This is a genomic window from Ruegeria sp. CJ2 (genome assembly GCF_056536745.1).
Map to the genome: position 1 here is coordinate 233,377 of NZ_JBQFQF010000002.1, position 24,629 is coordinate 258,005.

The window sequence follows — 24,629 nt, forward strand, 5'->3', positions numbered from 1 at the left end:
TATCCAAAGCGCCGCCCTTTCGGGCGGCGTTTTTTAGACAATATCCGGAGTGACCCGGATCAGCGTCGGGACCGGGGCGTCGAGTGCTGCCCGCACAGCCTTTTGCATTTCATCCAGACTGGCAGGTTCTGCCGACAACGCGCCAAACGCCTCAGCCAGTTTGCAGAAATCGGGATTGTGCGCGACGACGGCATTGGGCGCAATCTGGCCATGGACCATGCTGTCCTCGATCTCTTTTAACTTACCGTTGTCCCATAGAATTATGGGCAGTGACAGACCCAGCTCAACCGCGACGCCCAGCTCCATCATCGTGTAGTGGAAACCATAGTCGCCCGCGATGACGGCTGTTGGCTTCCCACGACGGGCAACGGCCCCACCGATCCCCGCAGGCAGCGCATACCCAAGGGTGCCGAACCCCGTGGGGTGATGCCAGAGATAGGGATAGGCCATATCCCAGACCTCTTTCGCGACATAGGCGAACTGGGTCATGTCTGAATAGATCATCGTATCAGCGGGCAACGCGTCGCGCAGCGCGTCGATCACGGGCACAACACCCGGACGTACGGCATCGACTTCGGCTCTCCAACGGGTCCGGGTTTCGGCCACCTCTTCCTTTGTCCAGCCGGTTGCGGGTTTCACGTGGTCAATAGAGGCCCACAAAGCATGGGCGAAACTCTCACCATCCATCTGAAGTTTGACCGCAGCGCGATGGTGATCCGACAGCACTTTGGGATCCAGATCCACGCGGACAAGGCTTGCCGTGTTGCCCAATTCGTTACGCCACAGGTCAACTTCGCCCAGTTCTGCGCCCACCGCCACGACCAGATCGGCCGATGCGATCACCTCGGTGCTGCCCGGCCGCGACAGGTGGGCCCCAAAATCCAACGCATAATTCAAACCCGCCATGCCGCGCCCCGCAAAAGTCGTAAAGCAAGCGGCCCCCAATTGCGTCAGTATCTGACGCCAAAGGTTCGACCGCGTTCCCCCGCCCAATATGATCAATGGCCGTCGCGCGATGTTGAGCATTGACAGAACCGGGGCAACATCCGGCGGCCTGACGCTGGTCCTGAGCCCGAATTGGTTTGGAAACGGCGCGGCGTCTGCCTCAGCCTCAAGCTGGGCAATCGGCACCTGAATATGTTTGGGACGCGGACGGGCCAGTGCAAACTCCTCAAACGCGCGTTCCACCAAGCCATATGCAGCCTGCGCGGTATTGGCCTGACACGACCAGTCGGCCACCGTCTCGGCAGCGGCGCGCTGATCTTTCATCTGGTGCAATTGACCGTTCATGGCCTGCGTTTCATCCAGACAGGAAGAGATAACCAGCATCGGGACAGAATCCGTATAGCCCTGCCCCATCGGAGTCATGATGTTGCACAAGCCCGGTCCGGTTATCACATAGGCCACACCGGGTTTTCCTGTCGCACGTGCATAACCGTCCGCCATGAACCCCGCACCCTGTTCGTGCCGCGCCAAGACATGCGTTATGCCCGCCTCTTCGATACCGCGGTACATCTCTTGGTTATGGACGCCCGGAATGCCAAAAATCACGTCGACGCCGCGCTCTTTGAGCATATGCGATATCTGCGCCCCAAGCGGTCGTTTCATCAACTTCTCCAGAATTGAACGGTGAACAGGGCATACACGGCCAGCAATTCAAGCCGCCCCACCAGCATGCCGACGGAAAGCAACCACTTTGCCGTATCGCTGAGCCCTGCGAAATTCCCGGCCGGGCCGATCTGTTCCCCCAGCCCCGGCCCGACATTGGCCAACGCAGTCGCCGCCCCGGACACTGCCGTGATAAAATCCAGCCCGGTCAAAGCCAGCGCCCAAGCCAGAATGCCCATCGACAGCACGAAGAACATGAAAAAGCTCATGACAGAGGTCAGAACGTCCGTTCCGATGGGTCGCCCATCATAGAGCGGCATGAAGACCCCATGCGGCGATCGAATGCGCCTGATCTGGGTTTTGATCGAGGCAAACAGCAACTGATAGCGGAACACCTTGATGGAACATGCGGTTGATCCCGCACAGCCGCCGATCAAGCCAATCAGAAAGAAGACCATCACGGGGAAGCTTCCCCAGGTCATGTAGTTCACACTGGCGTACCCGGTGCCCGAGATGATTGAGGTGATATTGAACAGGGATTGCCGGAATGCCTGTTCCCAGTGATGCGGGAAGACCCAAAGCAAAAACACCGTCATGACCAGCACAAGCACTATGATGGTGACCAGGAATGCCCGTATCTGGCTGTCCTGCCAAAGGGATCGTGTATTGCCATTTGCAAGCTGAACATACCGCACGAAAGGAAGCGCGGCGAGGATCATGAAAATTGCCGCCGCGTACTCGGTCGGTCCGGAAAACGCCGCAAATGAGTCGTCATAGTTCGAGAACCCGCCCGTTGCGATCGTCGTCATCGCATGCACCAAGGCATCGAAGAAGCTCATGCCAAAGCCCGCATAAACCAGAACGCAGACGAAGGTCAGAAACACGTAGATCAGTGAGATTTGCCCGGCGATCTCCTGCGCGCGCGGCAGGATTTTCCCCATGGTTTCAAACCCTTCGGAACGGAAGATCTGCATCCCTCCGACACGAAGTTCGGGCAGGAAAACCATCGCCACAACGATGATTCCGATACCTCCAAGCCACTGAAGCACACCTCGCCACAGCAGCAACCCCTGCGGAAGATCGTCCAGACCCGAGATAACGGTTGAACCGGTCGTGGTCAGGCCCGACATCGCCTCGAAATAGGCGTCAACGAAGCGCAGTTCAGTCTCGCCGAACAGAAACGGAATTGCGCCAAAGAAGGGCAGGGCCACCCAAACTCCGGTGGTCAGCAAAAAGGTCTGTCGAATTGTCAGACCTTCCCCGACCCCGTTGGAACAGCTCATTGCCAGAACCACACCGGTCAGGACGGTAATAACGCCGCTTTCAAGGAAAACGTGCCATTCGTCGCGCCCCTCGATCAGGTCCGCAATCAACGGCAAAATCATGGTCGCCCCAAGAATGGCGACCAAGAGGCCAATCACATATCCAACCGGGCGCATATCCGTCATGAGGCGCAGCGTTGGCGCGCCTGCACGACGGTGTCAAGCAATAGTCCGGTTTTACTTCTCCGATTTGCTCGCCGGAGTAGGCATTGCCGGAGGTTTAGATGGAGCACGCGTTCGCCGAACGGGGGCCGCAGGCTTGTCCGCCTCGGCCTTCTGCGTGACGGGTTTATTAGCCGCCGGTTTTGCAGCCGCACGTTTTGCAGCCGTCGGTTTCGCGGCGGCAGATTTGGAAGTCGCAGGCTTGCTGGCTGCCGGTTTCGCGGTCACCGGCTTAACAGTTGCTGATTTCGCCGGTTCAGGCTTGCTGGCCATGCGTTTTGGGGCAACTGGTGCTGCCGAAGCCTTGGGCGCAGGTTGAGCAACGGCAGGTTTTTCCTGTGCAACCTTCGCTGCAGGCTTCCGCGCTGCCGCCGTTTTCGGCGCGGCCGGTTTCGCGACAGTTGTTCGACCGGCGCGTGCAGCAGGCTTCGCCGCGACGCTGGCAGGTTTGGCTTTAACCGCAGCCACTTTGGGCTGTGCTGATTCGGCCTTGGGTTTGGTTGCTGTCTTCGCGGCTGCCACGGGCTTTGCCTTCACGGGCGCCGCGGCCTTGCGCGCTGTCTTCCGAGCGGCTGGTTTGACCTTTGGCTTGGTTTTTGGCTTGGGCGCAACCGGAGCAGGTTCAGACGCAGACGCATGCAGGGAATGCACTGAGACAAACGGCATATCCAATGCCGATCGCGTCAAAATTTGCATTATTTTCATTTGGTTACTAACCGCATAGCCCGCCATCCTGATGGCGGCAGCCTGAAATTCCAATGGCTGGATAATCGGGTTCATACGTAGTCTCTCCTCTGAAAGAAACGCAGCCCGCCGAAGTTCAAAGAGCCCTGCCCGCCGCGAAAATTCGGACGGAAAGCGATGTCGCGCAGTGTCAGGCGTCGCACGTCTCAGCTTCCTTCAGGAGTGGCCCATACCGCCAAGAAACGGCCCTGCCACGGCTGCATTCAACCTGAGTCTACTTCAAAGATTGTGCTGTTGCAGCATTTTTTGCTGCAACGCGGCAAGAACGTGCCATTAGGTCGATACTGAGACCTCAAAAGCTCACCCGACGTGGAACAGGGTTGAGAACAACTTTGGGTCCAGGCTGGCTGACACAAAGGTCGGACCTTCTGTCAGGACAGACACTGCGTCATGGCTGTGCAGACTTTCCTGATGGCTGGCGACAACGCGGAAATCACCCACGTGATGATCCGCCAGCAACTCGGCGCAGAACAGCCGCGCGGCATCCTCCACGAAAATAGGGTTGGCGGCGTTCAGTTCTGCAAAGGCCTGCTCATCCTCACGCTTGACCATGACCTGCGTTTCGGTCGGGACAGCCCTGCGGCACAACGCGATCAGGTCTTCGAACCACAGGCAATCTGCGTCGCAATCCACAACAACCGAAATCCGCGCTACCGAGCGCTGCGAATGCGGTGTCGCCAATTGGCCCCGTGTGGACCGTGCATGTTCGCTCAGTTCAAGCGAACAGGGACAGGTCGAGGAATAGACATAGTCAAGATGCATGATCTTCTGGCGCACGCCATTCTGTTCGACCAATTCCAGCGCAATGTCATAATACTGATAGCCCTCAAGCCCGGAACGCAGGCTTTTCACCCTGTCAGGATACGAAAACCGCATCTGTATCCGCGCGTCAAAGCTGTCCAGATCGGTCATGTAGTCGTTCAGCGCAGCCTCCATGACCTCAAAACTGAAGGTCCGCTCGGCATGCTTGTAGAAGGACCGCATGATCCGGGACATGTTGATGCCCTTTTTCTCGGCATCCAGACTGACCGTGCCGGTGACCGAGGTCTCAAGCGTCAGGTCATCGCCCTGTTTGCGGTGGAACCGGATCGGCAGGCGAAAATTCGAGATGCCGACGTGCTGAATCTGCTGTTTCGCCCCTCGGATCAGGCTGGAGGGGCCGTTTTGCAGATCCGGCAACGTGGCGCGATAGGCCGCGTCGACCTCGAACCCCTGCGGATACTCGCGCGACAGCGACGGGTAGTTCACCGGCACCAGCCCCGGCACCAGACGCGCAATGGCGGGATCAAGCTGGCTGATCTCGGCCTCGGTCGCAGTTTCAGCCCATTTGCGCAGCGTCTTAAGCGCAGCAGCGGCTTCATCATTGTCTGGGGCGTCGTCAATGTCACGGGGATGCACGTTCATCGATCGGGTTCCTCGGGGTTGGTCGCCGGACTATATACAGCTTTGGCGTGTTTACCAATTACTCTCTATACGTCGGAAAACACAGCCCGGATCGAATTTTGGTGCGGGATAAGCAATTTACCACCCCACACACAAGTCTTTGACGCGACCCTATCAGGTCCGGAGGCACGCTTAACGCTGAGAAACGTCCAATGCTTGCCTGATATCGGCAAGCAGGTCGCCTGCATCCTCAAGCCCGACCGAAAAGCGGATCAAGCCCGGTGTAATGCCCAACTCGTCCTTTTGTGCGTCGCTCAGGCGTTGATGGGTTGTCGTTGCAGGATGGGTCGCAATCGACTTGGCATCACCGAGGTTGTTGGAAATCACCGGGATCGTCATCGCGTTGAGGAAGGCAAACGCGGCCTCTTTCCCGCCTTTGATGTCCAGCGACAGAACCGTGCCGCCCTTACCACCCAGTTGCGACTGAACCAAAGCGTTCTGCGCGTGAGTCTTGAGGCCGGGGTACAGAGTGCGTTCCAGTGCTGGATGCCCTTCCAGCGCCTCGGCAATGATCTGTGCGGACTCGGCCTGCGCGTTGACCCGCAGAGCCATCGTTTCCAGACCTTTCAGCATCACCCACGCGTTGAACGGGCTCAGCGCCCCTCCGGTGTGTTTCAGATATGGCTCAATGGTGCCGCGGATGAAGTCTTTGGTGCCGATGATGACGCCCCCAAGCGCCCGCCCCTGCCCGTCGATGTGCTTTGTCGCAGAGTAAACCACCACATCCGCGCCTTGCTGGATCGCACGCGAGAAGACTGGGGTCGAAAAGACATTGTCGACGATCACGGTTGCACCGACGGCATGAGCGAGTTTAGCGACGGCTGAGATGTCGATCACTTCAAGGGTCGGGTTCGACATGGACTCGAAAAACACCGCTTTAGTGTCCGGGCGGATCGCTGCTTCCCACGCGTCCAGATCTGTGCCGTCTACGAACGTCACCTCGACACCATAGCGGGTCAGGATGTTTTCAAGGATATACAGGCACGATCCGAACAGAGCCTTGGCCGAAACCACATGGTCGCCCGCCTTCAGCATTGACACCAGCGCCGCGTTCACTGCCGCCATGCCCGATGCAGTGGCAAAGGCGTCCTCGCCGCCTTCCAGCGCGGCGATGCGCTGTTCAAACATGGACACGGTCGGATTGCCGTAGCGGGCATAAATGAACTCGTCCGGACCAGTTTCGATGAACCGCGCCTCGGCCTGTTCAGCGTTTTCATAGACGAAGCCCTGCGTCAGAAAGATCGCCTCGGACACCTCGTTATATTGGCTGCGACGAATGCCGCCATGGACGGCTTGGGTGCGTTTGTTCCAGCTCTCGCTCATCTCATTCCTCTCGGCCCTTGTCTGGCAAGGGCATCAAAAAAACCCCAGACGCGGTCAAGCGAAAGGGGCCTTTCATCCTGACCTTTTAGCGGTGTTGTTTAGCGTGGCCCGCAATCCGGTAACAAATCGCCACGTATTGCGTTGCGCATACGCCTCAGTTGTCAGCGCGTCAACCCTGACCGGCGCAACGTCACGGTTCTGTAACCTTCCTTTCACCGAAGCGTCATAGCGTTATGAAACATCGGCACCACAACATCTTGTGTGAGGCAGAGCAGATGCCAATAATCAGGATTAACGCCGTGGGCGATGCCATGGCGCTGCACCAAAGCCCGCGATCCCCGCGCAGTGTGCTGCGGCAGACCCAAAGCACTGTTGGGCCGGTGATAATCATGACCCATGGCTACAAATACAGGCCAGATGACGAAAAAGCCTGCCCACACAGGCAAATATTGTCCCTGAGACCAACGCCTGTGTCATGGCATTGCCCAAGTTGGCCACAGCAGTTGGGATTTGGATCGGGGTTTGAAGATGAAGGTCTGGGAATTGCGTTTGGCTGGAATGCCCAGGGTCCGCTTTGGGCCGCCCGCCGCCGCGCCATCGAAGCCGGTCGCGCACTGGCCGACCTGATCCAGGAGCTTCATCGGCTAAACCCGAATCGCCCGATCCATTTCCTCGGCCACTCAATGGGGACGGAACTGGCGCTCGAAGCCTTGCACCACATTGAACCGGGATCGCTGAACCGCATCATATCCATGACCGGGGCGGCCTATCAAAGCCGAGCCCAAAAAGCCCTGAGCACCCCGGCTGGTCTACGGGCCGAATTCATCAATGTGACCAGCAGGGAAAATGACCTGTTCGATTTTCTCTACGAATGGCTGATCCAACCGCCCGAACGCGGTGACCGTACGATCGGCAATGGCCTGCACGCCAGGAACGCCGTGACACTGCAACTGGATTGTTCCGAAACACTGGACCACCTGTCGCGGGTCTTCTTTCCGGTCGGAGGCCCCCAGCGCCGGGTCTGCCACTGGTCCAGCTATACGCGCCCCGGTGTTCTCAGGGTCTACAATGCCCTCTTACGCCAGCAGGACAGGCTCAGTTTACCAATCCTGCAAGACGGCCTTCCGGATCAATCGGACCGCCGCTGGTCACGGCTTTTTGCCCTGCCCCGGCCGCAAGAGCTATTGCCCTTCGCTCAGAAAGCCTCATGATCCCCTCAACCTGAGGAGACATCATGATCGACCTGTATTTCTGGCCCACGCCAAATGGCTGGAAGGCCTCCATCGCGCTGGAAGAGATGGAGTTGCCCTACACCACTCATCTCATCAACATCGGCAAGGGCGACCAATTCGACCCCGAGTTTCTGAAAATCGCTCCGAACAACCGGATGCCTGCAATTGTTGACCCGGATGGACCGGACGGCCAGCCAATCTCGGTTTTCGAAAGCGGCGCGATCCTGATGTATCTGGCCCGAAAAACCGGCCGGTTCTATGGCACGACCGAACGAGACCGTGTCGCGGTCGAGGAATGGCTTATGTGGCAGATGGGCGGCGTCGGTCCGATGGCGGGGCAAGCGCATCATTTCCTGAAATACGCCCCCCAACTGGATCCGCCCCAAGACCTGCCTTATGCAAAAGATCGCTACCGCACCGAGGTCGGGCGTTTGTACGGGGTGCTTGATCGTCGGCTGGCCGAGAATGAATATGTTGCCGGTGACTTCTATTCCATCGCCGATATGTCGATCTGGGGATGGGCAAGCTTGTGGGAAGGTCAGCAGCAGGTGCTGGAGGACAAGCCCCACTTTACCCGCTGGCTTGAGACGGTCAGCGCACGTCCGGGGGTTCAGGCAGGGCGCGCGCTTCATGCCGAACTGCGCGGGAGCCAACGTGACAAGCAATCTCAGAGTACTTTATTCAAGAGATAGGCAGGGTCGGTCGACACCTATGTTGTGCCGACAAAGGGCATGACAATGAGCCACGCACTCAGAACGGCCCAGGTAGAAATGAGTGCCCAGTAAAGAACGGGATGCGAGGCTCGTGCGACGGGCTCGATAAAATCCGCTCGTCCCGAGCGGAGCGCGGGCCAGGTCCAAAGAAGAAACAGCGCACCCCAAAAGACCTGAACATCCAGTATGACGGCCAACCAGACACACCCAAGACCCAACATAGCCTTCCACGCAAATCCGCTGCCGGGTTTTGATTGCGCCCTGACTGGGTCTGCGACACTGTCACTGTCGCCCTCGGCCACGCCCTGGATCAGGAAATGCGCCCCCTGCCGGTCCGCGACCAAGGCGCGGTTGCCCGGCAAGTTGTCGTAGTGCTGGCCCTCTCGTGCCAAGATCCGATCCACCGTTTGTTCAACAGAGTGCACCCGGAAACACGGCATCCAATACCGGTATTTTCCACGAATTTCTTCCGGGACTTCCTCAACTTGGGCAATCGTTGTTCCGTCAGGGTGCTGGACATCAAACACTGGCCACTGCGTGCCCGCCTTGCGCCTGAAACTCCACCCAAACAAATCCGCGTAAAACGCCTCGATCAGCTTTACATCGGGAAGATGGTGAAACCGGGTCACCACATCCCCGGCCCCTTTGAAAGCGGGTGCAATCTCGGGCCCTTCATACATCGTGAAACCAGCGCCCGAGGGGTCGCGAACCAGCGCAATGCGCGCTTCATCGCCAAATGCCTGAGGCTCCACTTCGATGATAACGCCCTCGTGGTTTCTGGCTTGTGCAACTTTGACGTCCAGATCGTCCACGTGAACATATGACATCCAAAACGATGGCATGTTCATCTGCGCCAACCGGTTCGGCATTGGAAAGATGGCGGTGACATCCCGCCCCATATTTGAAGCGAAATCATATTGGGGATCGTCCCCAAACGACCAACCAAAAAACTTGTCATAATCGACCCTGGCCGCAGCCATGTCATAAGTTGAAAGGTCTGTCCAAACAAAGTGACCAGATGTCATGAAACCGCTCTCTCCTCTCATCGACCAGATCGAGGTAAATATTGCTTGAGCGGTTTTCCAGTCTTGAACTCAACACCTTACGACACCAGATAGCGGGGCATCGTGTCATTCGCGTGCGTCCATCTGCGCGGTCAAAAAGTCCCTGACGAACGCTGAGATCAGCGTAGAACGACAATGCTCATCAGTTGGGGCTACTGATCGCCCGGATAGGGAAAATCGCGACCAAGCGCTTCACTCGCCTGTTCGTAGATCGGCCGAAGCGCATCGTCCACATCCCATTTCCCGCCCTCGATAAAGTCCGAAAAGCCTACGGACTCGACCGGTATCCCTTGATTCTGAGCAAATGTCTCACGGTCGTTCTCACCCGGAGGGATCGGAGGCTCTGAAAGCGGCGGAGACCACGTGTGCTCTTCGGTAACGGCCATACGCACGCGGATATCGTCCTTGGTGATATTCCACACCATGAAGTCCTCGGCCAAGCTCAACGGTCCATCATAGGTCGTGCGAATGCGTTCTTCCACGCCACCCGCAGTGTCAAAATCGTTGAAGAAATGATAGGCGACCGCGATCCTTGGCTTGATCTCGGACATCACTTTACCAAAGGCTTCTGGCGCAGTGTGTATCTGGGTCCCGACCTGAAGGGCGGATTCCGGGGTAAATCCGAGTTTGCCGACAATATCCGGAACCGCGATAAAACACTCATGGATCGCGATATCGGCGTCCTTCGCGTATTCAATGAACCATTTGTTCGGGTAAGTGTCTGAGCTATAGACAAACTTCAAGTCATTCCACTCAAGCGAAAAGCTCACCGCGCCGTCGATTCCATGAATGGCTGGAAAGCTTCGAACCACAACCCCATTTTCGTCATAAATGACCTGGTTTTCACCTTTATAGTCAAACTCGGTGACGTCCATCTGGTACCCGCGCGGATCCGTTGCACCAACGCGTGCACTGAGATCCCACAGCAGCATGTCTTTCATACTGTCAGTGGCCGCCGCCGTGCCCAACTCCGGGACTGACCCGCTAGGCCCCCATACACGCAAGGGCCTGTTTCTCCCCATCAATGCGCCACCGATGAAAAGCTCGTGCAAAGCTCCAAAATGATCCGTGTGAAGATGGCCTACGAAGACCTTGTCCAAATAGTTGTATGGAATTTGCAGGGATGAAATTCACTCGGATGAACCGGACCCGATATCGAAGAAGAACTTGTCGCCATTGCCCAACTCTACAAGGAAACATGCGGCTGCCTGTGCCGCGCGCGTCGTTGGCATACCTGTCCCGCATGCAATCACGCGCATTTCGCTTGCGTCCAGATCTTCGGTGTTCGGATAATACGCGTCTCGGGGTCTGTCTCTGACAAGAGTGGGTGAAATTTCCTGATCGGCTTCATCCGCCAGGGCCATTCCTGGGCTAAGTGCCTTAAGGGTGCTTTTCAGCACATGGTCTGCCGGGATTTCTGCTCGCTCCATCCACGACCCAACTGCCAAGCCAATTCCGAGCGTTGCACATACTACGGTACCAATGGCCAAGTGTCTCATCTTGTTCCCCCCTTGAGTGCGTTATGCGTATTGAATCCTATCTTTTAGTTATTTGGTATTATTCGGATATTAGCATACATTTGGATTTCTGACGAGTTCCCGCCTACTCGTGCATCTGCGCCTTCCCCTGCACCAGTACATCCAGCATGCCCGAGATATCCTCGATCTCTTCGGCGATCACATGAGTCACCGAATGCGCACGCTGCATGCGCCCCGTAACCCGCAACAACCGGCCCGAGATCACGGCGCGACGAAAGCGTTCGTAAATCGCACGCCAGACCACCACGTTTACGATACCGGTCTCATCCTCAAGCGTCAGAAAGATCACCCCCTTGGCCGTCCCCGGCCTTTGTCGCAGGATCACCAGCCCGGCCACGGTCACACGCGCATTGTCGGGTGGGTCGTCCAACCGGGTGGCAGGCAGACAACTGGGCGGGCGCGGCCAGTCTCGGTTTGAAACCGCAGGGCGAACAGGGGCAACAAGCATGAGAACAAAAATAGAACATGTGACCAGAAAGTCCAGACATGGCGCATCGAGTCGCAAATGAGGCTGGTCAGACCTAAATGCCTTCACTAAGGAAGAATTCGACAATCGAAAAAGGAAGACGCACGCAATGGCAAAGATCACCTATGTCGAGCATGGCGGTACCGAGCATACAGTCGAGGTCGCCAACGGACTGACCGTCATGGAAGGGGCCCGTGACAACAACATCCCCGGCATCGAGGCCGATTGTGGCGGCGCCTGCGCCTGCTCGACCTGCCATGTCTATATCCACCCCGACTGGGTCGAAAAAGTGCCTGCCAAGGACGACATGGAAGAGGACATGCTGGACTTTGCCTTTGAACCCGATCCAGCCCGCTCGCGCCTGACCTGCCAGATCAAGGTCACGGATGAGTTGGACGGTCTGGTCGTTCAGATGCCCGAAAAGCAGATCTGATGCAGCCCAAAGCGCCGCGTCCGCCCGCTCGCCTGTGGCAACGCGGGACTCGCGGCGCGCTGCTAACGTTTGGGTTATGGTTTTCCGGGGTTGGCTGCGCCACTGCCGCCGACACTATAACTGCCGCACGGTATACCGAACCCACCACACGCTATGCCCATGGCGTTTTGGGTGACGACATCGAATATGGTGCACTGGAAATCACCGTTGAAAGCACCGACCCCAAGGAACAGTCGGTGCTTACGATCCGACTTCCGCAGGACCGGGTGTTCGAGGACCTCGCCCCCCGAGTGTCAGACGTTGATCTTGATGAGACAAACGAGGTCATCGTCGTCGAATCCCAGAAAAACACCGGAGCACAGCTCGCCATCTACAATGCACGCGGCGAAAAGATAGCTGCCACACCTCATATTGGCACGCGCAACCGCTGGCTCGCCCCTGCAGGGATTTGGGATCTGGACAATGACGGCCAAATCGAAATCGCCTATGTAGATCGCCCACACTTGGCCAAAACCCTACGCATCTGGCGCTACTCGGACGGCAAACTTACTGAAATCGCAACTCTTCCCGGCCTGACCAATCACCGTATCGGCGATGCATTTATCGCTGGCGGTCTAGTCTATTGTGCGACAGGTCCTGCACTGATCCTGGCCAGCGCCGACTGGTCCCGCATCATCAGTGTCACCTTTAAAAACGGCTGGGTAAAAACCGATCTCGGTCCACTCAAAGATCGCAAGACCCTTACCCAAACCCTGAGCTGCTGATCCGCCCTTCATCTGGCTAAAAATATCCCGGGGAGCGCGAGGGGCAGCGCCCCTCGTCCCAAGAAATCAAGACGGGCGCAGCCCGGCAATTGGATTACAACGCCCGCCAGCCGATATCTCGGCGAAAAAATCCGCCGGGCCAGTCAATCCCGTCCACCATCTCATAAGCCCGGTCGCGCGCGTCCTGCAGGGTTTCCCCCCGTGCCGTCACGTTCAACACGCGACCTCCCGTCGCCAGAATTCGACCATCCTCAGCTTTGGTTCCCGCATGGAAGACCATGTTCTTGCTGTCTTCAGGAAGCGCATCCAAGCCGTTGATCACGCTCCCCTTTTCATAAGTCCCCGGATACCCGTTCGCCGCCATGACGACGGTGATCGCATGATCATCCGCCCAATTCACGCGCGCTTCTGCCAACCGCCCCTCGGCCGCCGCGTGCATCAGGTCCATCACCTGCGCGCCCAGACGCATCATCAGCACCTGGCACTCCGGGTCCCCAAAGCGCACGTTGTATTCCACCAGCCTCGGCTGTCCGTCCTTAATCATGAGACCCGCGTAAAGCACGCCCTGAAAAGGTGTTCCGCGCCGTTTCATCTCATCCATCGTCGGCCGCACGATTTCATCCATTGCGCGCGCCTCAACCTCGGCGCTTAGAACGGGAGCCGGAGAATACGCCCCCATTCCACCCGTATTGAGGCCAGTATCACCTTCGCCAACGCGTTTGTGGTCCTGCGCCGTGCCAACCGACAGGATATTTTCGCCGTCACAAAGCACGAACAGTGAAGCCTCCTCGCCCTCCATGAACTCTTCGATGACAACCTCTGCGCCTGCCCCGCCAAAAGCGCCACCGAACATATCGTCGATCGCCTCCAGCGCGGTTAGCTCATCCATGGCAACGATCACGCCCTTACCGGCGGCCAGACCGTCGGCTTTGACCACAATCGGCGCACCCTGCGCGCGGATATAAGCCTTGGCGGGTTCAGCTTCGGTAAACCGCGCATAGGCCGCCGTCGGAGCACCAGCGGCATCGCAAATCTCCTTGGTAAAGCTCTTGGACGCTTCCAACCGCGCCGCCTCTGCCGATGGGCCAAAAACCAGAACGCCTGCCTCTCGCAACCGATCCGCTACCCCGGCGGCCAAAGGTGCCTCGGGACCGACGATGACGAAATCAATCGCGTTTTCCTCGGCAAAGCTGACAACGGCGCCACCATTTTCGATATCCAGCGCCGCGCAATCAGCAATCTGCGCGATCCCGGCATTTCCCGGCGCCACGATCAGACGGTCGCATTTTGGGTTCTGCATCACTGCCCAGGCCAGGCTGTGCTCGCGTCCCCCGCTGCCGAGAATAAGGATGTTCATGACTGCTCTCCGATCTGCTTGGCCTCGCCTTCCGCGCGTTCTAAGCTGGGCAGGCATTTGACACAAGGCGCTGAAATGTCCGACCTGCTTGACGACCCCATTCCCGGCCAAAACACCCCCGAATACACCGTTTCGGACATCTCAGGAGAGGTAAAGCGCACGTTGGAAGGCGCATTTGGCCGAATCCGTGTGCGCGGTGAGGTCGGACGCGTGTTCAAGGCGCGCTCGGGCCATCTGTACTATGACATCAAGGATGACCGGAACGTGCTGGCCTGTACCACGTGGAAAGGCCAGATCTCGGGCCTGTCCGTGGTGCCCGAAGAAGGGTTGGAAGTTGTCGTCACCGGCCGCCTGACCGCATTCGGCGCGCAATCGAAATACAACCTGAACGTCGATGAGGTCGCCGTCGCAGGCCAAGGCGCACTGATGGCGCTGCTGGAAAAGCGCAAGAAACAGCTTGAGGTCGAAGGGCTGTTCGCGCCTGAACGCAAGAAACCCCTGCCTTACCTGCCGCAGATCATCGGCGTGGTGACCTCACCATCCGGCGCGGTAATCCGAGATATCCTACACCGCCTGCGCGACCGGTTTCCGCGCAAGGTGCTGATCTGGCCCGTCGCCGTGCAAGGATCGAACTGCGCGCCCGAAGTGGCCAACGCAATCAACGGTTTCAACCAACTCACGCCCGGAGGCGCCCTGCCGCGCCCCGACCTGATCATCGTCGCGCGTGGTGGTGGCTCGATCGAAGACCTGTGGGGGTTCAACGAAGAGGCCGTCGCGCGTGCCACCGCCGCCTCGGACATCCCGCTGATTTCAGCCGTAGGGCACGAGACCGATACAACACTGATCGACTTCGTCTCGGACCGACGTGCGCCCACACCCACCGCCGCCGCCGAACTCGCCGTGCCCGTGCGGATGGAGCTGCTGGCCTGGACCGGAGAGCAAGGCGCGCGCCTGTCCCGCTCAGCCAGCGACGCGGTTCAACGCCGCGCCCAGCGTTTGCGCGATCTGTCGCGCGCCTTGCCACGCCCGGACACTTTGTTGAATACCCCGCGCCAACGCCTTGATCTTGTTGCAGATAGGCTGGCCCCGGCGCTTGGTCGCAGTGTTCAAAACCGCCGTTTGCGCGTCGTGGAAATCTCTGCACATCTGCGTCCGTCTACGCTGCGCAATCTGGTGGCAGCCCGGCAAGAAGCTGTTCGCAACCTGTCCTCCCGGCTGTCCCTGCGGCCGATCCAACGTGAAATCGAAACGCAGCGAAACAACGTCGCGCGACTGGCTGAACGTCTGAACATCGCACAGACCGCAAGGCTCGACCGGATGCGCCAGCACCTTGAGGCCACAGACCGGCTGCGCGAAACACTCAGCTACAAAGCGACGTTGGAAAGAGGCTATGCAGTGGTGCGCGCAGAAGGCCAGGTCCTGACGACCAAAGAACAGGCTGGAAAGCACGCAGCCTTCGAGATCGAGTTCGCGGATGGCACACTAAACACTGGTCAGGCAAACCCGTCGCGTCCCCCGCAGAAGAAATCTCCGACCAAGGACACGCCGGATCAGGGATCACTGTTTTGACGGGGTACTAAACGCCGACATCGGGACCGTAGCAGACCATTTCTTCGTCGATCTCATCAGCCTCGTACAGCTCGGTTCGGTCCGGGTTCCCCTCGAACTGGGCAATCAAGCCGTTGCCGGATTCCGTGAACAACCAACATTGCGGGTCCAGACGATCTTCATAAAGAAAACAAATCTGGCCATTCTGTTCGTACCAGACGCCTTCCTTGCAGTCCCCATCCAGAAAAGACCAGATAACTCTGCGGTTTGGCAGGTAACGCTCAACCCCGTATACCTGCCCTTGAAACCCGTAGAACAGAGTTTTCCCGCGTGTGTATGCGTCAAATTCCGAACCTGAAAGACCAGGCTCCGCGCCCATAACCGGACCGGACATTGCCATAAGAATCGCGATAGACCTCAGCATAAGATCATTTTGGCAGATGTGGTGGAGCAACGCCAACTCTGCGCGCAACACCATGCTTACCCAACGTAACCGGTTGAGCTATTGCCGCGTTCCCGGCGACGCTGCACAAAAAACAAAACACGGGGGGTGCCACCAAATGACAGCCTTGTTCCTGATCGCCGCGGCCTGTGCACTGGCCTATTTGCCGATGACACCAAAACCCGCAAATGGGTTGAGGTCTGTCCTAAAGACGCTGTCGGTCGCAGTCCTCGCGGTGATTGCGATACTACAAGGTGCGCCCCTATTGCTGACCGTGGCACTGTCCTTCTGTGCCATCGGCGACGCGCTGCTGTCTCGGGACTCCGACGCCACATTCATGGCCGGTATCGGCGCCTTTGCCGCAGGACATCTGGCCTATATCGCTTTGTTTTTGTCCCACCCGTCCAGCGAAACGGCACTTATCTTCGACAGGCCCGGTTTCTTCTGGTCCCAGATCATATTAGGCATCGTTGCCGCAACCTTGCTCGCCCCGCGCGCCGGAGAGTTGAAGGGACCCGTCCTGGGGTATATCCCAATTATCCTCGGCATGGGTCTGGCGGTACTGGCAGTACCCGAGATCGGCCCTTTGCGTTGGGCGTTGCCCGCAGCGCTGGCCTTCATCGCCTCCGACCTGATCCTGGCGACGGAAAAGTTCCTGCTGCCCCAAAACCATCCAAGCCTCCGCTTCACCCCTTACATGGTGTGGATACTGTATTGGGGTGCTCAGGCCGGGCTGCTGACTGCCTTGCTGTGACCCTTTGCAACTGGGTCAATTCCGCATTAGGTGAGAGGAACATCTGCGGAGACCAAAAATGGCGTTTTTCTCAAAGCTCAAGGACAAGCTGTTCAAATCCTCGTCCCGCCTCGAACAGGGGCTGGACGCCATCGTCGAAGATGGCGGCGAAGAAACGGCAACCCCTGACCCAGTCATTCCCGAGCCAGAGCCTCAACCAGAACCCGTACCGGAAGTCCCGCAGCCGCAGCCTGAACCCCAACCTGTTGAGACCCCTGAACCGGCCCCGGTCGATCCAATGCCAGTCCCCCCGCCGCCCGAGGCAGCTCCGTCCAAAGGTGTTCTGGCACGCATGTTCAGCCGGAGCGAGGCCAAGACCGCCGTTCGCCGCACCCTTGACGACGACATGCTGGAACAGCTCGAAGAACTGCTGATCGCCTCGGATATGGGCGTGGACACCGCCCTGCGCGTCACCTCAAACATGGCCGAAGGGCGTTTTGGCCGTAAACTTTCAGCCCAAGAGATCAAGCAGCTTCTGGCACAGGAAGTTTCCCGCGTGATGGAGCCTGTCGCCAAACCGCTGCCCATCTACCCCAAGCGCCCGCAGGTGGTGCTTGTGGTCGGCGTCAACGGATCCGGTAAGACCACAACAATCGGAAAACTCGCCAGCCAGTTCAAAGCTGCAGGCAAAAAGGTTGTGATTGCCGCAGGCGATACGTTCCGGGCCGCCGCCGTCGAACAGCTTCAGGTCTGGGGAGACCGCGCCGGCGTGCCCGTCCTTACCGCCCCCGAAGGCTCCGACCCCGCCTCTCTCGCGTTTGACGCCCTCACGCGCGCGCAAAAGGACCGAGCAGACCTGTTGATGATCGACACCGCAGGCCGCCTGCAAAACCGCGCCGATTTGATGGAAGAACTCGCCAAAATCGTCCGCGTCATCCGCAAAGTCGACGAAACCGCTCCGCATAATACGCTTTTGGTGCTGGACGCGACCACCGGGCAAAACGCGCTCAGTCAGGTCGAGACGTTCCGTAACCTCGCCGATGTCTCTGGCCTTGTGATGACCAAACTGGATGGCACGGCCAAGGGCGGTGTCTTGGTGGCGCTCGCGGACAAGTTTGGCCTGCCGATCCACGCGATCGGCGTTGGGGAGCAGATCGACGATCTCGCCCCATTTGACCCCGAAGAATTCGCCGCCGCCCTTACCGGCCTTGACCAAGGCTGATCCGCCCCTTCATCTGGCTAAAAATATCCTCGGGGGGTGTGGGGGGCAGACAGCCCCCCACCCTCTCCTCCCAACACAAAGATCTGACACTTGAGCGACTGGCTGATCTCACTCGAAGGCACCGAAGCAGGCCACCAGCTCGCGCTGGGACTGGCTTTGATGGCGGCGTTCCTGCACGCGGCCTTCGGAGCGCTACAGAAGGGCCGGCACGATCCCTGGCTGTCCCGCGGAGCCATCGACGCGTGTTACTGCCTGATGGCCGCGCCTTTTGCCTTTTTTATCGTGCCGTGGCCAGAACCCTATATGTGGCCCATTTTCGCCGTCGTTTGGCTGATTCACATCATCTATAAAATTCTACAGGCCATGGCCTATACTAAGGGATCTTATACGGTCGTTTACCCGGTCGTCCGTGGAACCGGCCCCCTGTTCACCGTTATCGGCGCCTACCTGCTGTTCGGTGAGACCTTTACCGGCGTCCAATGGCTGGGTGTCGCGGTTTTGCTGGCCGGGATATTCGGACTGGCGGCCTATAACTTCCGCTTTCTCGAAACCAACCGCGAAACGCTCGGGATCGCCCTGACGCTGGCAATCGCCACCGGATTGTTCGTTGCGCTTTACACAACCTATGACGCTTATGGCATACGCGCGACCGCCGACCCTTTCACCTTCTTGGCCTGGTTCTTCATGATCGACGGCGCCACCTTGCCGTTCTACGCCTTCCTGAGATGGCGTGCCATGATCAACCGGCCTGCTATCGGCCCCCTGATGCTGCGCGGTCTGGCTGGCGGCATTACTGCCCCGCTGTCCTTTGGCTCTATCATGCTGGCGACGCGACTGGACAAGGTTGGCGAGGCGGCCGTTCTGCGAGAAACCTCGACCGTCTTTGCCGCCCTGATCGGCTGGCTGATTCTGAAGGAAACCGTCGGGCCAAGACGGATCGCTTTGATGGCATTGATTGCATTGGGCGCCGTAATAGTTGAAATGGGCGGGTAAACAGCAGGAAACTGACATGACAGGCAAGAAAGAAATCAATCCATTTCTAAAGCAGGTGCTGGAACTTGGCCCTCCGCTGGCCTTTTTCTTCATCTACCTGCGCTTGCGGGATGACAGTTTCGAATTTGCCGGAACCGAATATTCCGGGTTCATCGTCGCGACCATCATCTTCGTGCCGCTGATGCTGTCTGCAATGGCCGTGCTCTGGTATCTGACCGGGAAACTCAGCCGGATGCAGATCTTCACCGCCTTCATGGTCATTTTCTTTGGGGGCCTGACAGCCTGGTTCAATGACGAACGGTTCTTCAAGATGAAAACTACGCTGGTCTACGGGTTCTTTTCAGTCATCCTTGGCATTGGGCTGCTGCAGGGGAAATCCTATCTGGCCTATGTCCTCGACGAAATGCTTCCCATGCGAAACGAGGGCTGGATGATCCTCACGCGTCGCCTGTGCGGGTGCTTTGCAGTTCTCGCCGTGGCCAACGAATTGGTCTGGCGCACCATGTCCACCGACCTGTGGGTCAAGATCGAGACGTTCGGGTTTCCGATCGCATTGATGGTCTTTCTGATGCTTCAGTTCAGCATGCTGCAAAGCTATATGGACGACCCCGACCATCAGTAAACAGGGTGTTCGAACCAGTCCTGTGGAGCGTCAACGGATAGTCAACTTTCGGAAATCGCATAAAATCCTTGGCTAAACGTCATAGCTGTGGAAAGTTGTGGGACCACTCACCATTGGCAGCCGGAGCACCACATCCACATGACGGCCATCCCAAACAGCGGCTTTCTGGCCGAGGCATCTGACAGGCTCAGGGCCATGCTTTCTGCTCAGGCGACGGAAATATCGCTTGAACAGGGTGAGATCCTGTTTGAACAAGGCGACGAAGGAGACTCTCTTTACGCCCTCAGTGAAGGCACGCTGGAAGTGTCTTTTCTGGCCATGAGTGGTCGAAAACTGTCGTTGAGCCTGATGAAGCCAGGCGAAATCTTCGGTGAAATCGCCTTGTTCGACAACGGACCGCGCACCGCCACGATTGCGGCGGCCGAACCGTCCCGCGTTCTACGCGTGCGGCGCAGCGACGTTATGAACCAAATCCGTCAGCACCCCGATCTTGCGGTCGATTTGATCCGCCTTGCGGGATTGCGTATGCGCTGGATGGGGTCGCAGATGAATGAGCAGGTCTTTCTGCCAATGCCCATTCGTTTGGCACGTAAGCTGCTGCACCTGTCCGGCCTTCAGGACGACCCTGCCAAACGGATCACCCTGTCGCAAAGCGAACTGGCTGAGTTCGTTGGCGCGACGCGGGAAGCGGTCTCCAAAACGATCTCGACCTGGAAGCGCGATAATGTGGTCGAGGCATCACGCGGCGGCCTGATGATCCATGATTTCGAAGCCCTGCGGGAATTGGCGGAATCCGATTTGATCTGATCCGTTGTGACCTGCTTCACATACGACCGCGTCCGTTAAGACTATCTTCATAGTTGTTACCGTAGGAGGTCAGAGAATCATCCCCGATATCTGTCCACTGACCTCTCCCTGTATCAGAGCCACGCGCCTTCCCCGGCGTGTGGCTCACTTCTTTGCGGAACAGAAAAAGGCCGGAGCAAACGCCCCGGCCCTTTCATTCAGGTAGGTCCGATTTTCACTCTTCCAGGCTGAGCGCCACAAAGCGAGGGTCACCGCCACGGCGCACCAAAAGCAGCAGGGATTTTCGCCCGGCCTCTCGCGCTTCGTCCATCCGTGCTTCCAGATCTTCGAACGATGTCACCTTTTGCTGGCCGGCCTCGGTAATGAGGTCACCCGAACGCAAACCCTTGGCATAGGCTTCCGAGGCTTCGTCGACCTGAGTTACAACCAACCCTTCGGCGTTTTCATCCAAGCCCATGTCGGTACGCATCTCATCCGTCAAAGGCGAGATCGTAAGCCCAAGTATGTCGGCATTTTCCTCAACCGGTGCTTCTGACGTTTCTTCCTCATCGTCCTCGGACCGCTCTGCGTCTTCACGCCGTCCCAAGGTCACCAGAACGGTTTGCGTTCCACCATCCCGGTGCACGACCACGCGAACCGACTTGCCCACCGTGGTTTCGCCAACCTGACGAACAAGGCCGCGCGTATCTTCGACCTCAACCCCATCGAAACTGAGGATCACGTCACCAGCCAGCAATCCGGCGTCCTTTGCCGGTCCGTCCGGCACGTCACTGATCAATGCGCCCCCAGGTTTGTCCAGCCCCATGGCTTCGGCCATATCCTCGGTCACGTCCTGAATGCGCACACCCAACCAGCCGCGGCGGGTTTCGCCAAACTCACGCAGTTGATCCACGACCTTCACGACAACATTCGATGCCATCGAAAACCCGATCCCGATCGAGCCACCATTGGGTGACAGGATGGCCGTATTCACACCGATCACCTCGCCATCCATGTTGAACAGCGGCCCGCCCGAATTACCCCGGTTAATCGCCGCATCGGTCTGGATGTAGTCGTCATAAGATCCACTCAGCGCGCGGTTACGGGCCGACACGATCCCGGCCGAAACCGAAAATCCCTGCCCCAAGGGGTTGCCCATCGCAATCACCCAGTCACCCACACGGGCCACGTCGCTGTCGCCAAATTTGACATATTGCAGCGGCCCTGTCGCCTCGACCTTGAGCAGCGCGATATCGGTTTTGTCGTCTGTACCAATTACCTTGGCGGGCAATTCCTTCTTGGGCTGCCCGTCGCCCGGAAAGAATTCGATCAGAATCTCATCCGCTTCGGCGATCACGTGGTTGTTGGTGACGATATAGCCGTCCTCAGAGATCACGAATCCCGAGCCCAGAGCGTTGCTACGTCGCGGAGCGTTCTCGCCATTATTGTCGCGATCCTGAAACTCTCGGAAAAAATCCTCGAACGGTGAGCCTTCGGGAACGATCCCCTGCGGTCCGGTCTGATTTTCGATCAGGGTCGAGGTGGTGATGTTCACCACCGCCGGGCTGATCTTTTCCGCCAACGGCGCAAGGCTTTCCCCGCGCGCGAAAGCCACCGATGTCTGAGCCAGGATTATCAACATCCCCGCGAATGCCAGCCACATCAGCCGCAAAAAACCAACACTGTCGTCCGCTCGGACGGAAATACTGCGCGCTTGTGCCTGCACTTGGGTACTCCTTGTCGTCAATTCTGTGGGATCGCGTGTGAACGCCCCCCTCTTGGCAACCAATGTAGTCGGTTTAATCAGGCCCGCAACTGAGGATCGCGGGGAAATCACCTGCAATTGAAACCACGGCACTAAAACCCGACCTGATACGCGCCCCAAAGCAGGATAAAGCCGCTGACCACGCACAGCAGCCCAGCCAGCCGTCGAGCCTGTTCAGGCAGTGATCGTAGGGCTTCCAGCATCCGTTCAATAAGCGAAGGGGCCAGCGCATAGGCCAGCCCCTCGACAGTCAGTACCAGCCCAAAGGCCAGAAGGATCATACCCATTACCGGGATGCCTGCCCTGTAGGTGACTTCAGATAGTTGAAGAACTCTGAATCCGGGCTGAGAACCATCGAGCTGTTGCTACCGCCCAACGCGCGCTCGTAAGCTGAGAGAGACCGGTAGAACTCAAAGAACTCGGGGTCCTTGCCAAACGCTTCGGCGAAGATCGCGTTGCGTTCGGCGTCGGCCTCACCGCGGATGATCTCGGCCTCACGGTTGGCGTCCGAAACCAGCTCGACCACGGTACGGTCAGCTTGCGCGCGCACACGCTGCGCCGCCTCGTTACCACGGGCGCGTTCGTCGGTCGCCTCACGCTCACGTTCCGCCTTCATCCGGTCGAAGGTGGCTTCGAGGTTGGCCTGCGGCAGGTCGGTCGCCTTCAATCGCACGTCGATCACGTTGACGCCCAGCGCACGGGCTTCGGCAATCGCACTGTTGCGGATACGCAGCATCAGCGCGGCACGGTCCGAGCTCAGGATGTCGCGGGACGAGACCGAACCCAGAACCTCACGCGTTTCGGCGCGCAGGATACGGTCCAGACGATCTTCGGCCACCGGAATGCCGCCGACACCAACGGCCTGACGGAACTGCTCCAGATCGGAAATCCGGTAGCGAGCAAAGGCATCGACCACCAGACGACGGTCATCCAAGGGCGTAACCTCAAGCGGCTGCACGTCGATCGAAAGGATGCGGTCGTCATAGCGGACGACGTCCTGAATCAACGGAATTTTGAAAGCCAGTCCGGGTTCTTCTTTGACGGCGACCACGCGACCAAATTGAAGGACCAGCGCGCGTTCACGTTCGTCCACGATAAAAATCGAAGACAGACCGACCACGCCAATGATCACCAAGGCAATGAGGATAAGGGGTGATTTACGCATCAGTTGCTCTCCTCAGCCTGATTGCGGCGCAACTCGTTGAGCGGCAGGTAAGGCACGACGCCCTGCCCCTGACCGGTCGAGTTTTCGTCCAGAATGATCTTGTCCACGTCGCCAAGCACCTGTTCCATCCGTTCCAGATACAGACGCTTGCGCGTCACGTCCGGAGCTTTGGAATATTCCTCAAGAACCGCGCTAAAGCGGCTGGCTTCACCCTGCGCGCTGTTGATCTGCTGCGCGCGGTAGGCTTCGGCCTCTTCCAGAACCTGCGCGGCTTCACCACGTGCTTCCGCGAGAACGCGGTTGGCATAGGCGTCGGCCACGTTCTGCAGACGGTCACGTTCCTGCGCGGCGGCCTGAACGTCACGGAAGGCGGCGATCACGTCCTGCGGCGGGTCGGCCTTGTCAAAGTTGACGCGGATGATGTTCACGCCCGAATCGTAGCTGTCCATCGTTGTTTGAATCAGTTCCTGCAGGCGTTCGGCAATGACACCACGGTCCCGGTTCAGGATCGGCGCCAGCTCGCTTTGCGCAATAATCTCACGCATGGCCGATTCCGACACGGCGCGGATCGTCTGGCGTGGGTCACGCAGGTTAAAGAGGAACCTGGCGGGGTCGCTGATGTTCCAAACAACCTGATAGTCGATGTCGACCACGTTTTCGTCACCGGTCAACATCAGGCCATCATCGCTGCCGCGCGTACCGCCCATATCTTCGGTTTGTTCGCGCGTTACCGGAATAACCTCAGCCGTAACAAAGGGCCAAGGCGCAAAGTTCAGACCCGGATTACCGACGGCCGAAAACTCACCCAAAAACAGTTCAACCGACTGTTCTTCCGGTTTGACGGTATAGAAACTTGCCGCGCCCCACAGGACTGCACCAACCACAAGACCGATCAGAACGGTTCCCTTGGTAAAGATGGGACCGCCGCCGCCCGAGCCTTTACCGTTTCCGCCACGGCCAGAGCCGCCACGTCCGCCCATAAGGACACGCAGTTGTTCCTGACCTTTTTTCATCAACTCGTCGATCTCGGGGATCTGCGGGCCGTCGCCTTCGGGCGGGCGTTGCCCGTTCCCGTTGTTACCCCGATTTCCTCCGCCACCAGAAGAGCCTCCGCCCCCCCAGGGGCCGCCGCTGTTGCCCGCCATATGTATATATTCCCTTGTGTTGGACCGTGTGATCACGGG

General features: G+C 58.3%; 25 protein-coding genes and 1 riboswitch. Of the genes, 10 read left to right on the forward strand and 15 right to left on the reverse strand.

Annotated features, from left to right (window positions below; all coding sequences use genetic code 11):
* Positions 1-33: 33 nt before the first annotated feature.
* From ACR0MS_RS03495 to metZ, 5 genes are all read right to left on the reverse strand, one after another.
* Complete coding sequence (locus tag ACR0MS_RS03495) at positions 34-1,608, reverse strand: thiamine pyrophosphate-binding protein (protein ID WP_480569149.1); 1,575 nt, start codon at positions 1,606-1,608, stop codon at positions 34-36.
* The gene (locus tag ACR0MS_RS03500) at positions 1,608-3,056 is read right to left on the reverse strand and encodes a TrkH family potassium uptake protein (protein WP_480569146.1); all 1,449 of its coding nucleotides are present in this window, start codon (positions 3,054-3,056) and stop codon (positions 1,608-1,610) included. Before ACR0MS_RS03500 ends, ACR0MS_RS03495 begins: the two co-directional genes overlap by 1 nt.
* A 51-nt stretch (positions 3,057-3,107) precedes the next feature.
* On the reverse strand, positions 3,108-3,872 hold the full coding sequence (locus ACR0MS_RS03505) for a hypothetical protein (RefSeq protein WP_480569143.1): 765 nt from the start codon (positions 3,870-3,872) through the stop codon (positions 3,108-3,110).
* Between the two features lie 264 nt (positions 3,873-4,136).
* Complete coding sequence (gene folE2 / locus ACR0MS_RS03510) at positions 4,137-5,240, reverse strand: GTP cyclohydrolase FolE2 (RefSeq protein WP_480569140.1); 1,104 nt, start codon at positions 5,238-5,240, stop codon at positions 4,137-4,139.
* A 171-nt stretch (positions 5,241-5,411) separates the two neighbouring features.
* Positions 5,412-6,602 (reverse strand): O-succinylhomoserine sulfhydrylase, encoded by a 1,191-nt coding sequence (gene metZ / locus ACR0MS_RS03515; protein WP_480569137.1) that lies wholly within the window; start codon positions 6,600-6,602, stop codon positions 5,412-5,414.
* Positions 6,603-6,667: 65 nt separating this feature from the next.
* A riboswitch (SAM riboswitch) is annotated at positions 6,668-6,745 on the reverse strand.
* 132 nt (positions 6,746-6,877) lie between these two features.
* Here metZ and ACR0MS_RS03520 point away from each other — a divergent pair.
* Entirely contained in the window at positions 6,878-7,813 is a 936-nt protein-coding gene (locus tag ACR0MS_RS03520) for an alpha/beta fold hydrolase (protein ID WP_480578874.1), read from the forward strand.
* Positions 7,814-7,836: 23 nt separating this feature from the next.
* Positions 7,837-8,526: a glutathione S-transferase N-terminal domain-containing protein gene (locus ACR0MS_RS03525; protein WP_480569131.1), complete on the forward strand. Its 690-nt coding sequence runs from the start codon at positions 7,837-7,839 to the stop codon at positions 8,524-8,526.
* A 17-nt stretch (positions 8,527-8,543) separates the two neighbouring features.
* Here ACR0MS_RS03525 and ACR0MS_RS03530 read toward each other — a convergent pair whose 3' ends face one another.
* The 4 genes from ACR0MS_RS03530 to ACR0MS_RS03545 all read right to left on the reverse strand — a co-directional run bounded on the left by ACR0MS_RS03530 (position 8,544) and on the right by ACR0MS_RS03545 (position 11,597).
* Complete coding sequence (locus tag ACR0MS_RS03530; RefSeq protein ID WP_480569127.1) at positions 8,544-9,572, reverse strand: VOC family protein; 1,029 nt, start codon at positions 9,570-9,572, stop codon at positions 8,544-8,546.
* A gap of 191 nt (positions 9,573-9,763) precedes the next feature.
* Entirely contained in the window at positions 9,764-10,741 is a 978-nt protein-coding gene (gntH, locus tag ACR0MS_RS03535; RefSeq protein WP_480592725.1) for a guanitoxin biosynthesis MBL fold metallo-hydrolase GntH, read from the reverse strand.
* Entirely contained in the window at positions 10,742-11,110 is a 369-nt protein-coding gene (locus ACR0MS_RS03540) for a hypothetical protein (RefSeq protein WP_480569124.1), read from the reverse strand.
* Between the two features lie 103 nt (positions 11,111-11,213).
* A complete protein-coding gene (locus ACR0MS_RS03545; RefSeq protein WP_480569121.1) occupies positions 11,214-11,597 on the reverse strand; it encodes an OB-fold nucleic acid binding domain-containing protein in 384 nt (127 codons plus the stop codon).
* 127 nt (positions 11,598-11,724) lie between these two features.
* On the opposite strand from ACR0MS_RS03545, the gene ACR0MS_RS03550 reads away from it, so the two are divergent.
* Together ACR0MS_RS03550 and ACR0MS_RS03555 are read left to right on the forward strand one after the other, a co-directional pair.
* On the forward strand, positions 11,725-12,048 hold the full coding sequence (locus tag ACR0MS_RS03550; protein WP_170383687.1) for a 2Fe-2S iron-sulfur cluster-binding protein: 324 nt from the start codon (positions 11,725-11,727) through the stop codon (positions 12,046-12,048).
* Entirely contained in the window at positions 12,048-12,812 is a 765-nt protein-coding gene (locus ACR0MS_RS03555; RefSeq protein ID WP_480569118.1) for an FG-GAP repeat domain-containing protein, read from the forward strand. Before ACR0MS_RS03550 ends, ACR0MS_RS03555 begins: the two co-directional genes overlap by 1 nt.
* 94 nt (positions 12,813-12,906) lie before the next feature.
* Here the strand turns inward: ACR0MS_RS03555 and purD are convergent, their stop codons facing one another.
* Positions 12,907-14,169, reverse strand: coding sequence for a phosphoribosylamine--glycine ligase (purD, locus tag ACR0MS_RS03560; RefSeq protein WP_480569115.1), 1,263 nt, complete (start codon positions 14,167-14,169; stop codon positions 12,907-12,909).
* Between the two features lie 75 nt (positions 14,170-14,244).
* Here purD and xseA point away from each other — a divergent pair, with 75 nt between their 5' ends.
* Positions 14,245-15,738: an exodeoxyribonuclease VII large subunit gene (xseA, locus tag ACR0MS_RS03565; RefSeq protein WP_480569112.1), complete on the forward strand. Its 1,494-nt coding sequence runs from the start codon at positions 14,245-14,247 to the stop codon at positions 15,736-15,738.
* A gap of 7 nt (positions 15,739-15,745) precedes the next feature.
* Here xseA and ACR0MS_RS03570 read toward each other — a convergent pair whose 3' ends face one another.
* Positions 15,746-16,117 carry a hypothetical protein gene (locus tag ACR0MS_RS03570; protein WP_480569771.1) on the reverse strand — a complete coding sequence of 124 codons (372 nt, stop codon included), beginning with the start codon at positions 16,115-16,117 and terminating at the stop codon, positions 15,746-15,748.
* 160 nt (positions 16,118-16,277) lie between these two features.
* On the opposite strand from ACR0MS_RS03570, the gene ACR0MS_RS03575 reads away from it, so the two are divergent.
* The 5 genes from ACR0MS_RS03575 to ACR0MS_RS03595 all read left to right on the forward strand — a co-directional run bounded on the left by ACR0MS_RS03575 (position 16,278) and on the right by ACR0MS_RS03595 (position 20,536).
* On the forward strand, positions 16,278-16,913 hold the full coding sequence (locus tag ACR0MS_RS03575) for a lysoplasmalogenase family protein (RefSeq protein WP_480569109.1): 636 nt from the start codon (positions 16,278-16,280) through the stop codon (positions 16,911-16,913).
* Positions 16,914-16,971: 58 nt separating this feature from the next.
* Positions 16,972-18,114: a signal recognition particle-docking protein FtsY gene (gene ftsY, locus ACR0MS_RS03580; protein WP_480569106.1), complete on the forward strand. Its 1,143-nt coding sequence runs from the start codon at positions 16,972-16,974 to the stop codon at positions 18,112-18,114.
* Positions 18,115-18,204: 90 nt separating this feature from the next.
* A complete protein-coding gene (locus tag ACR0MS_RS03585) occupies positions 18,205-19,107 on the forward strand; it encodes an EamA family transporter (RefSeq protein WP_480569103.1) in 903 nt (300 codons plus the stop codon).
* 16 nt (positions 19,108-19,123) lie between these two features.
* On the forward strand, positions 19,124-19,729 hold the full coding sequence (locus tag ACR0MS_RS03590; RefSeq protein ID WP_480569100.1) for an inner membrane-spanning protein YciB: 606 nt from the start codon (positions 19,124-19,126) through the stop codon (positions 19,727-19,729).
* A 138-nt stretch (positions 19,730-19,867) separates the two neighbouring features.
* Entirely contained in the window at positions 19,868-20,536 is a 669-nt protein-coding gene (locus ACR0MS_RS03595) for a Crp/Fnr family transcriptional regulator (RefSeq protein WP_480569097.1), read from the forward strand.
* A 214-nt stretch (positions 20,537-20,750) separates the two neighbouring features.
* Here the strand turns inward: ACR0MS_RS03595 and ACR0MS_RS03600 are convergent, their stop codons facing one another.
* The 4 genes from ACR0MS_RS03600 to hflK all read right to left on the reverse strand — a co-directional run bounded on the left by ACR0MS_RS03600 (position 20,751) and on the right by hflK (position 24,590).
* Entirely contained in the window at positions 20,751-22,241 is a 1,491-nt protein-coding gene (locus ACR0MS_RS03600; RefSeq protein WP_480569094.1) for a Do family serine endopeptidase, read from the reverse strand.
* A gap of 131 nt (positions 22,242-22,372) precedes the next feature.
* A complete protein-coding gene (locus tag ACR0MS_RS03605; RefSeq protein ID WP_480569091.1) occupies positions 22,373-22,567 on the reverse strand; it encodes a DUF2065 domain-containing protein in 195 nt (64 codons plus the stop codon).
* Positions 22,567-23,445 carry a protease modulator HflC gene (gene hflC / locus ACR0MS_RS03610; RefSeq protein WP_480569088.1) on the reverse strand — a complete coding sequence of 293 codons (879 nt, stop codon included), beginning with the start codon at positions 23,443-23,445 and terminating at the stop codon, positions 22,567-22,569. Before hflC ends, ACR0MS_RS03605 begins: the two co-directional genes overlap by 1 nt.
* Positions 23,445-24,590 (reverse strand): FtsH protease activity modulator HflK, encoded by a 1,146-nt coding sequence (hflK, locus tag ACR0MS_RS03615; RefSeq protein WP_480569085.1) that lies wholly within the window; start codon positions 24,588-24,590, stop codon positions 23,445-23,447. Before hflK ends, hflC begins: the two co-directional genes overlap by 1 nt.
* Positions 24,591-24,629: the final 39 nt, after the last annotated feature.

Excerpts from the sequence above, each read along its gene's own strand:
- ACR0MS_RS03495 (WP_480569149.1), bottom strand. The coding sequence starts at position 1,608 with ATGAAACGACCGCTTGGGGCGCAGATATCGCATATGCTCAAAGAGCGC.
- ACR0MS_RS03500 (WP_480569146.1), bottom strand. The coding sequence starts at position 3,056 with ATGACGGATATGCGCCCGGTTGGATATGTGATTGGCCTCTTGGTCGCC.
- ACR0MS_RS03505 (WP_480569143.1), bottom strand. The coding sequence starts at position 3,872 with ATGAACCCGATTATCCAGCCATTGGAATTTCAGGCTGCCGCCATCAGG.
- folE2 (WP_480569140.1), bottom strand. The coding sequence starts at position 5,240 with ATGAACGTGCATCCCCGTGACATTGACGACGCCCCAGACAATGATGAA.
- metZ (WP_480569137.1), bottom strand. The coding sequence starts at position 6,602 with ATGAGCGAGAGCTGGAACAAACGCACCCAAGCCGTCCATGGCGGCATT.
- ACR0MS_RS03520 (WP_480578874.1), top strand. The coding sequence starts at position 6,878 with ATGCCAATAATCAGGATTAACGCCGTGGGCGATGCCATGGCGCTGCAC.
- ACR0MS_RS03525 (WP_480569131.1), top strand. The coding sequence starts at position 7,837 with ATGATCGACCTGTATTTCTGGCCCACGCCAAATGGCTGGAAGGCCTCC.
- ACR0MS_RS03530 (WP_480569127.1), bottom strand. The coding sequence starts at position 9,572 with ATGACATCTGGTCACTTTGTTTGGACAGACCTTTCAACTTATGACATG.
- ACR0MS_RS03540 (WP_480569124.1), bottom strand. The coding sequence starts at position 11,110 with ATGAGACACTTGGCCATTGGTACCGTAGTATGTGCAACGCTCGGAATT.
- ACR0MS_RS03545 (WP_480569121.1), bottom strand. The coding sequence starts at position 11,597 with ATGCTTGTTGCCCCTGTTCGCCCTGCGGTTTCAAACCGAGACTGGCCG.
- ACR0MS_RS03550 (WP_170383687.1), top strand. The coding sequence starts at position 11,725 with ATGGCAAAGATCACCTATGTCGAGCATGGCGGTACCGAGCATACAGTC.
- ACR0MS_RS03555 (WP_480569118.1), top strand. The coding sequence starts at position 12,048 with ATGCAGCCCAAAGCGCCGCGTCCGCCCGCTCGCCTGTGGCAACGCGGG.
- purD (WP_480569115.1), bottom strand. The coding sequence starts at position 14,169 with ATGAACATCCTTATTCTCGGCAGCGGGGGACGCGAGCACAGCCTGGCC.
- xseA (WP_480569112.1), top strand. The coding sequence starts at position 14,245 with ATGTCCGACCTGCTTGACGACCCCATTCCCGGCCAAAACACCCCCGAA.
- ACR0MS_RS03570 (WP_480569771.1), bottom strand. The coding sequence starts at position 16,117 with ATGGCAATGTCCGGTCCGGTTATGGGCGCGGAGCCTGGTCTTTCAGGT.
- ACR0MS_RS03575 (WP_480569109.1), top strand. The coding sequence starts at position 16,278 with ATGACAGCCTTGTTCCTGATCGCCGCGGCCTGTGCACTGGCCTATTTG.
- ftsY (WP_480569106.1), top strand. The coding sequence starts at position 16,972 with ATGGCGTTTTTCTCAAAGCTCAAGGACAAGCTGTTCAAATCCTCGTCC.
- ACR0MS_RS03590 (WP_480569100.1), top strand. The coding sequence starts at position 19,124 with ATGACAGGCAAGAAAGAAATCAATCCATTTCTAAAGCAGGTGCTGGAA.
- ACR0MS_RS03595 (WP_480569097.1), top strand. The coding sequence starts at position 19,868 with ATGACGGCCATCCCAAACAGCGGCTTTCTGGCCGAGGCATCTGACAGG.
- ACR0MS_RS03605 (WP_480569091.1), bottom strand. The coding sequence starts at position 22,567 with ATGGGTATGATCCTTCTGGCCTTTGGGCTGGTACTGACTGTCGAGGGG.
- hflC (WP_480569088.1), bottom strand. The coding sequence starts at position 23,445 with ATGCGTAAATCACCCCTTATCCTCATTGCCTTGGTGATCATTGGCGTG.
- hflK (WP_480569085.1), bottom strand. The coding sequence starts at position 24,590 with ATGGCGGGCAACAGCGGCGGCCCCTGGGGGGGCGGAGGCTCTTCTGGT.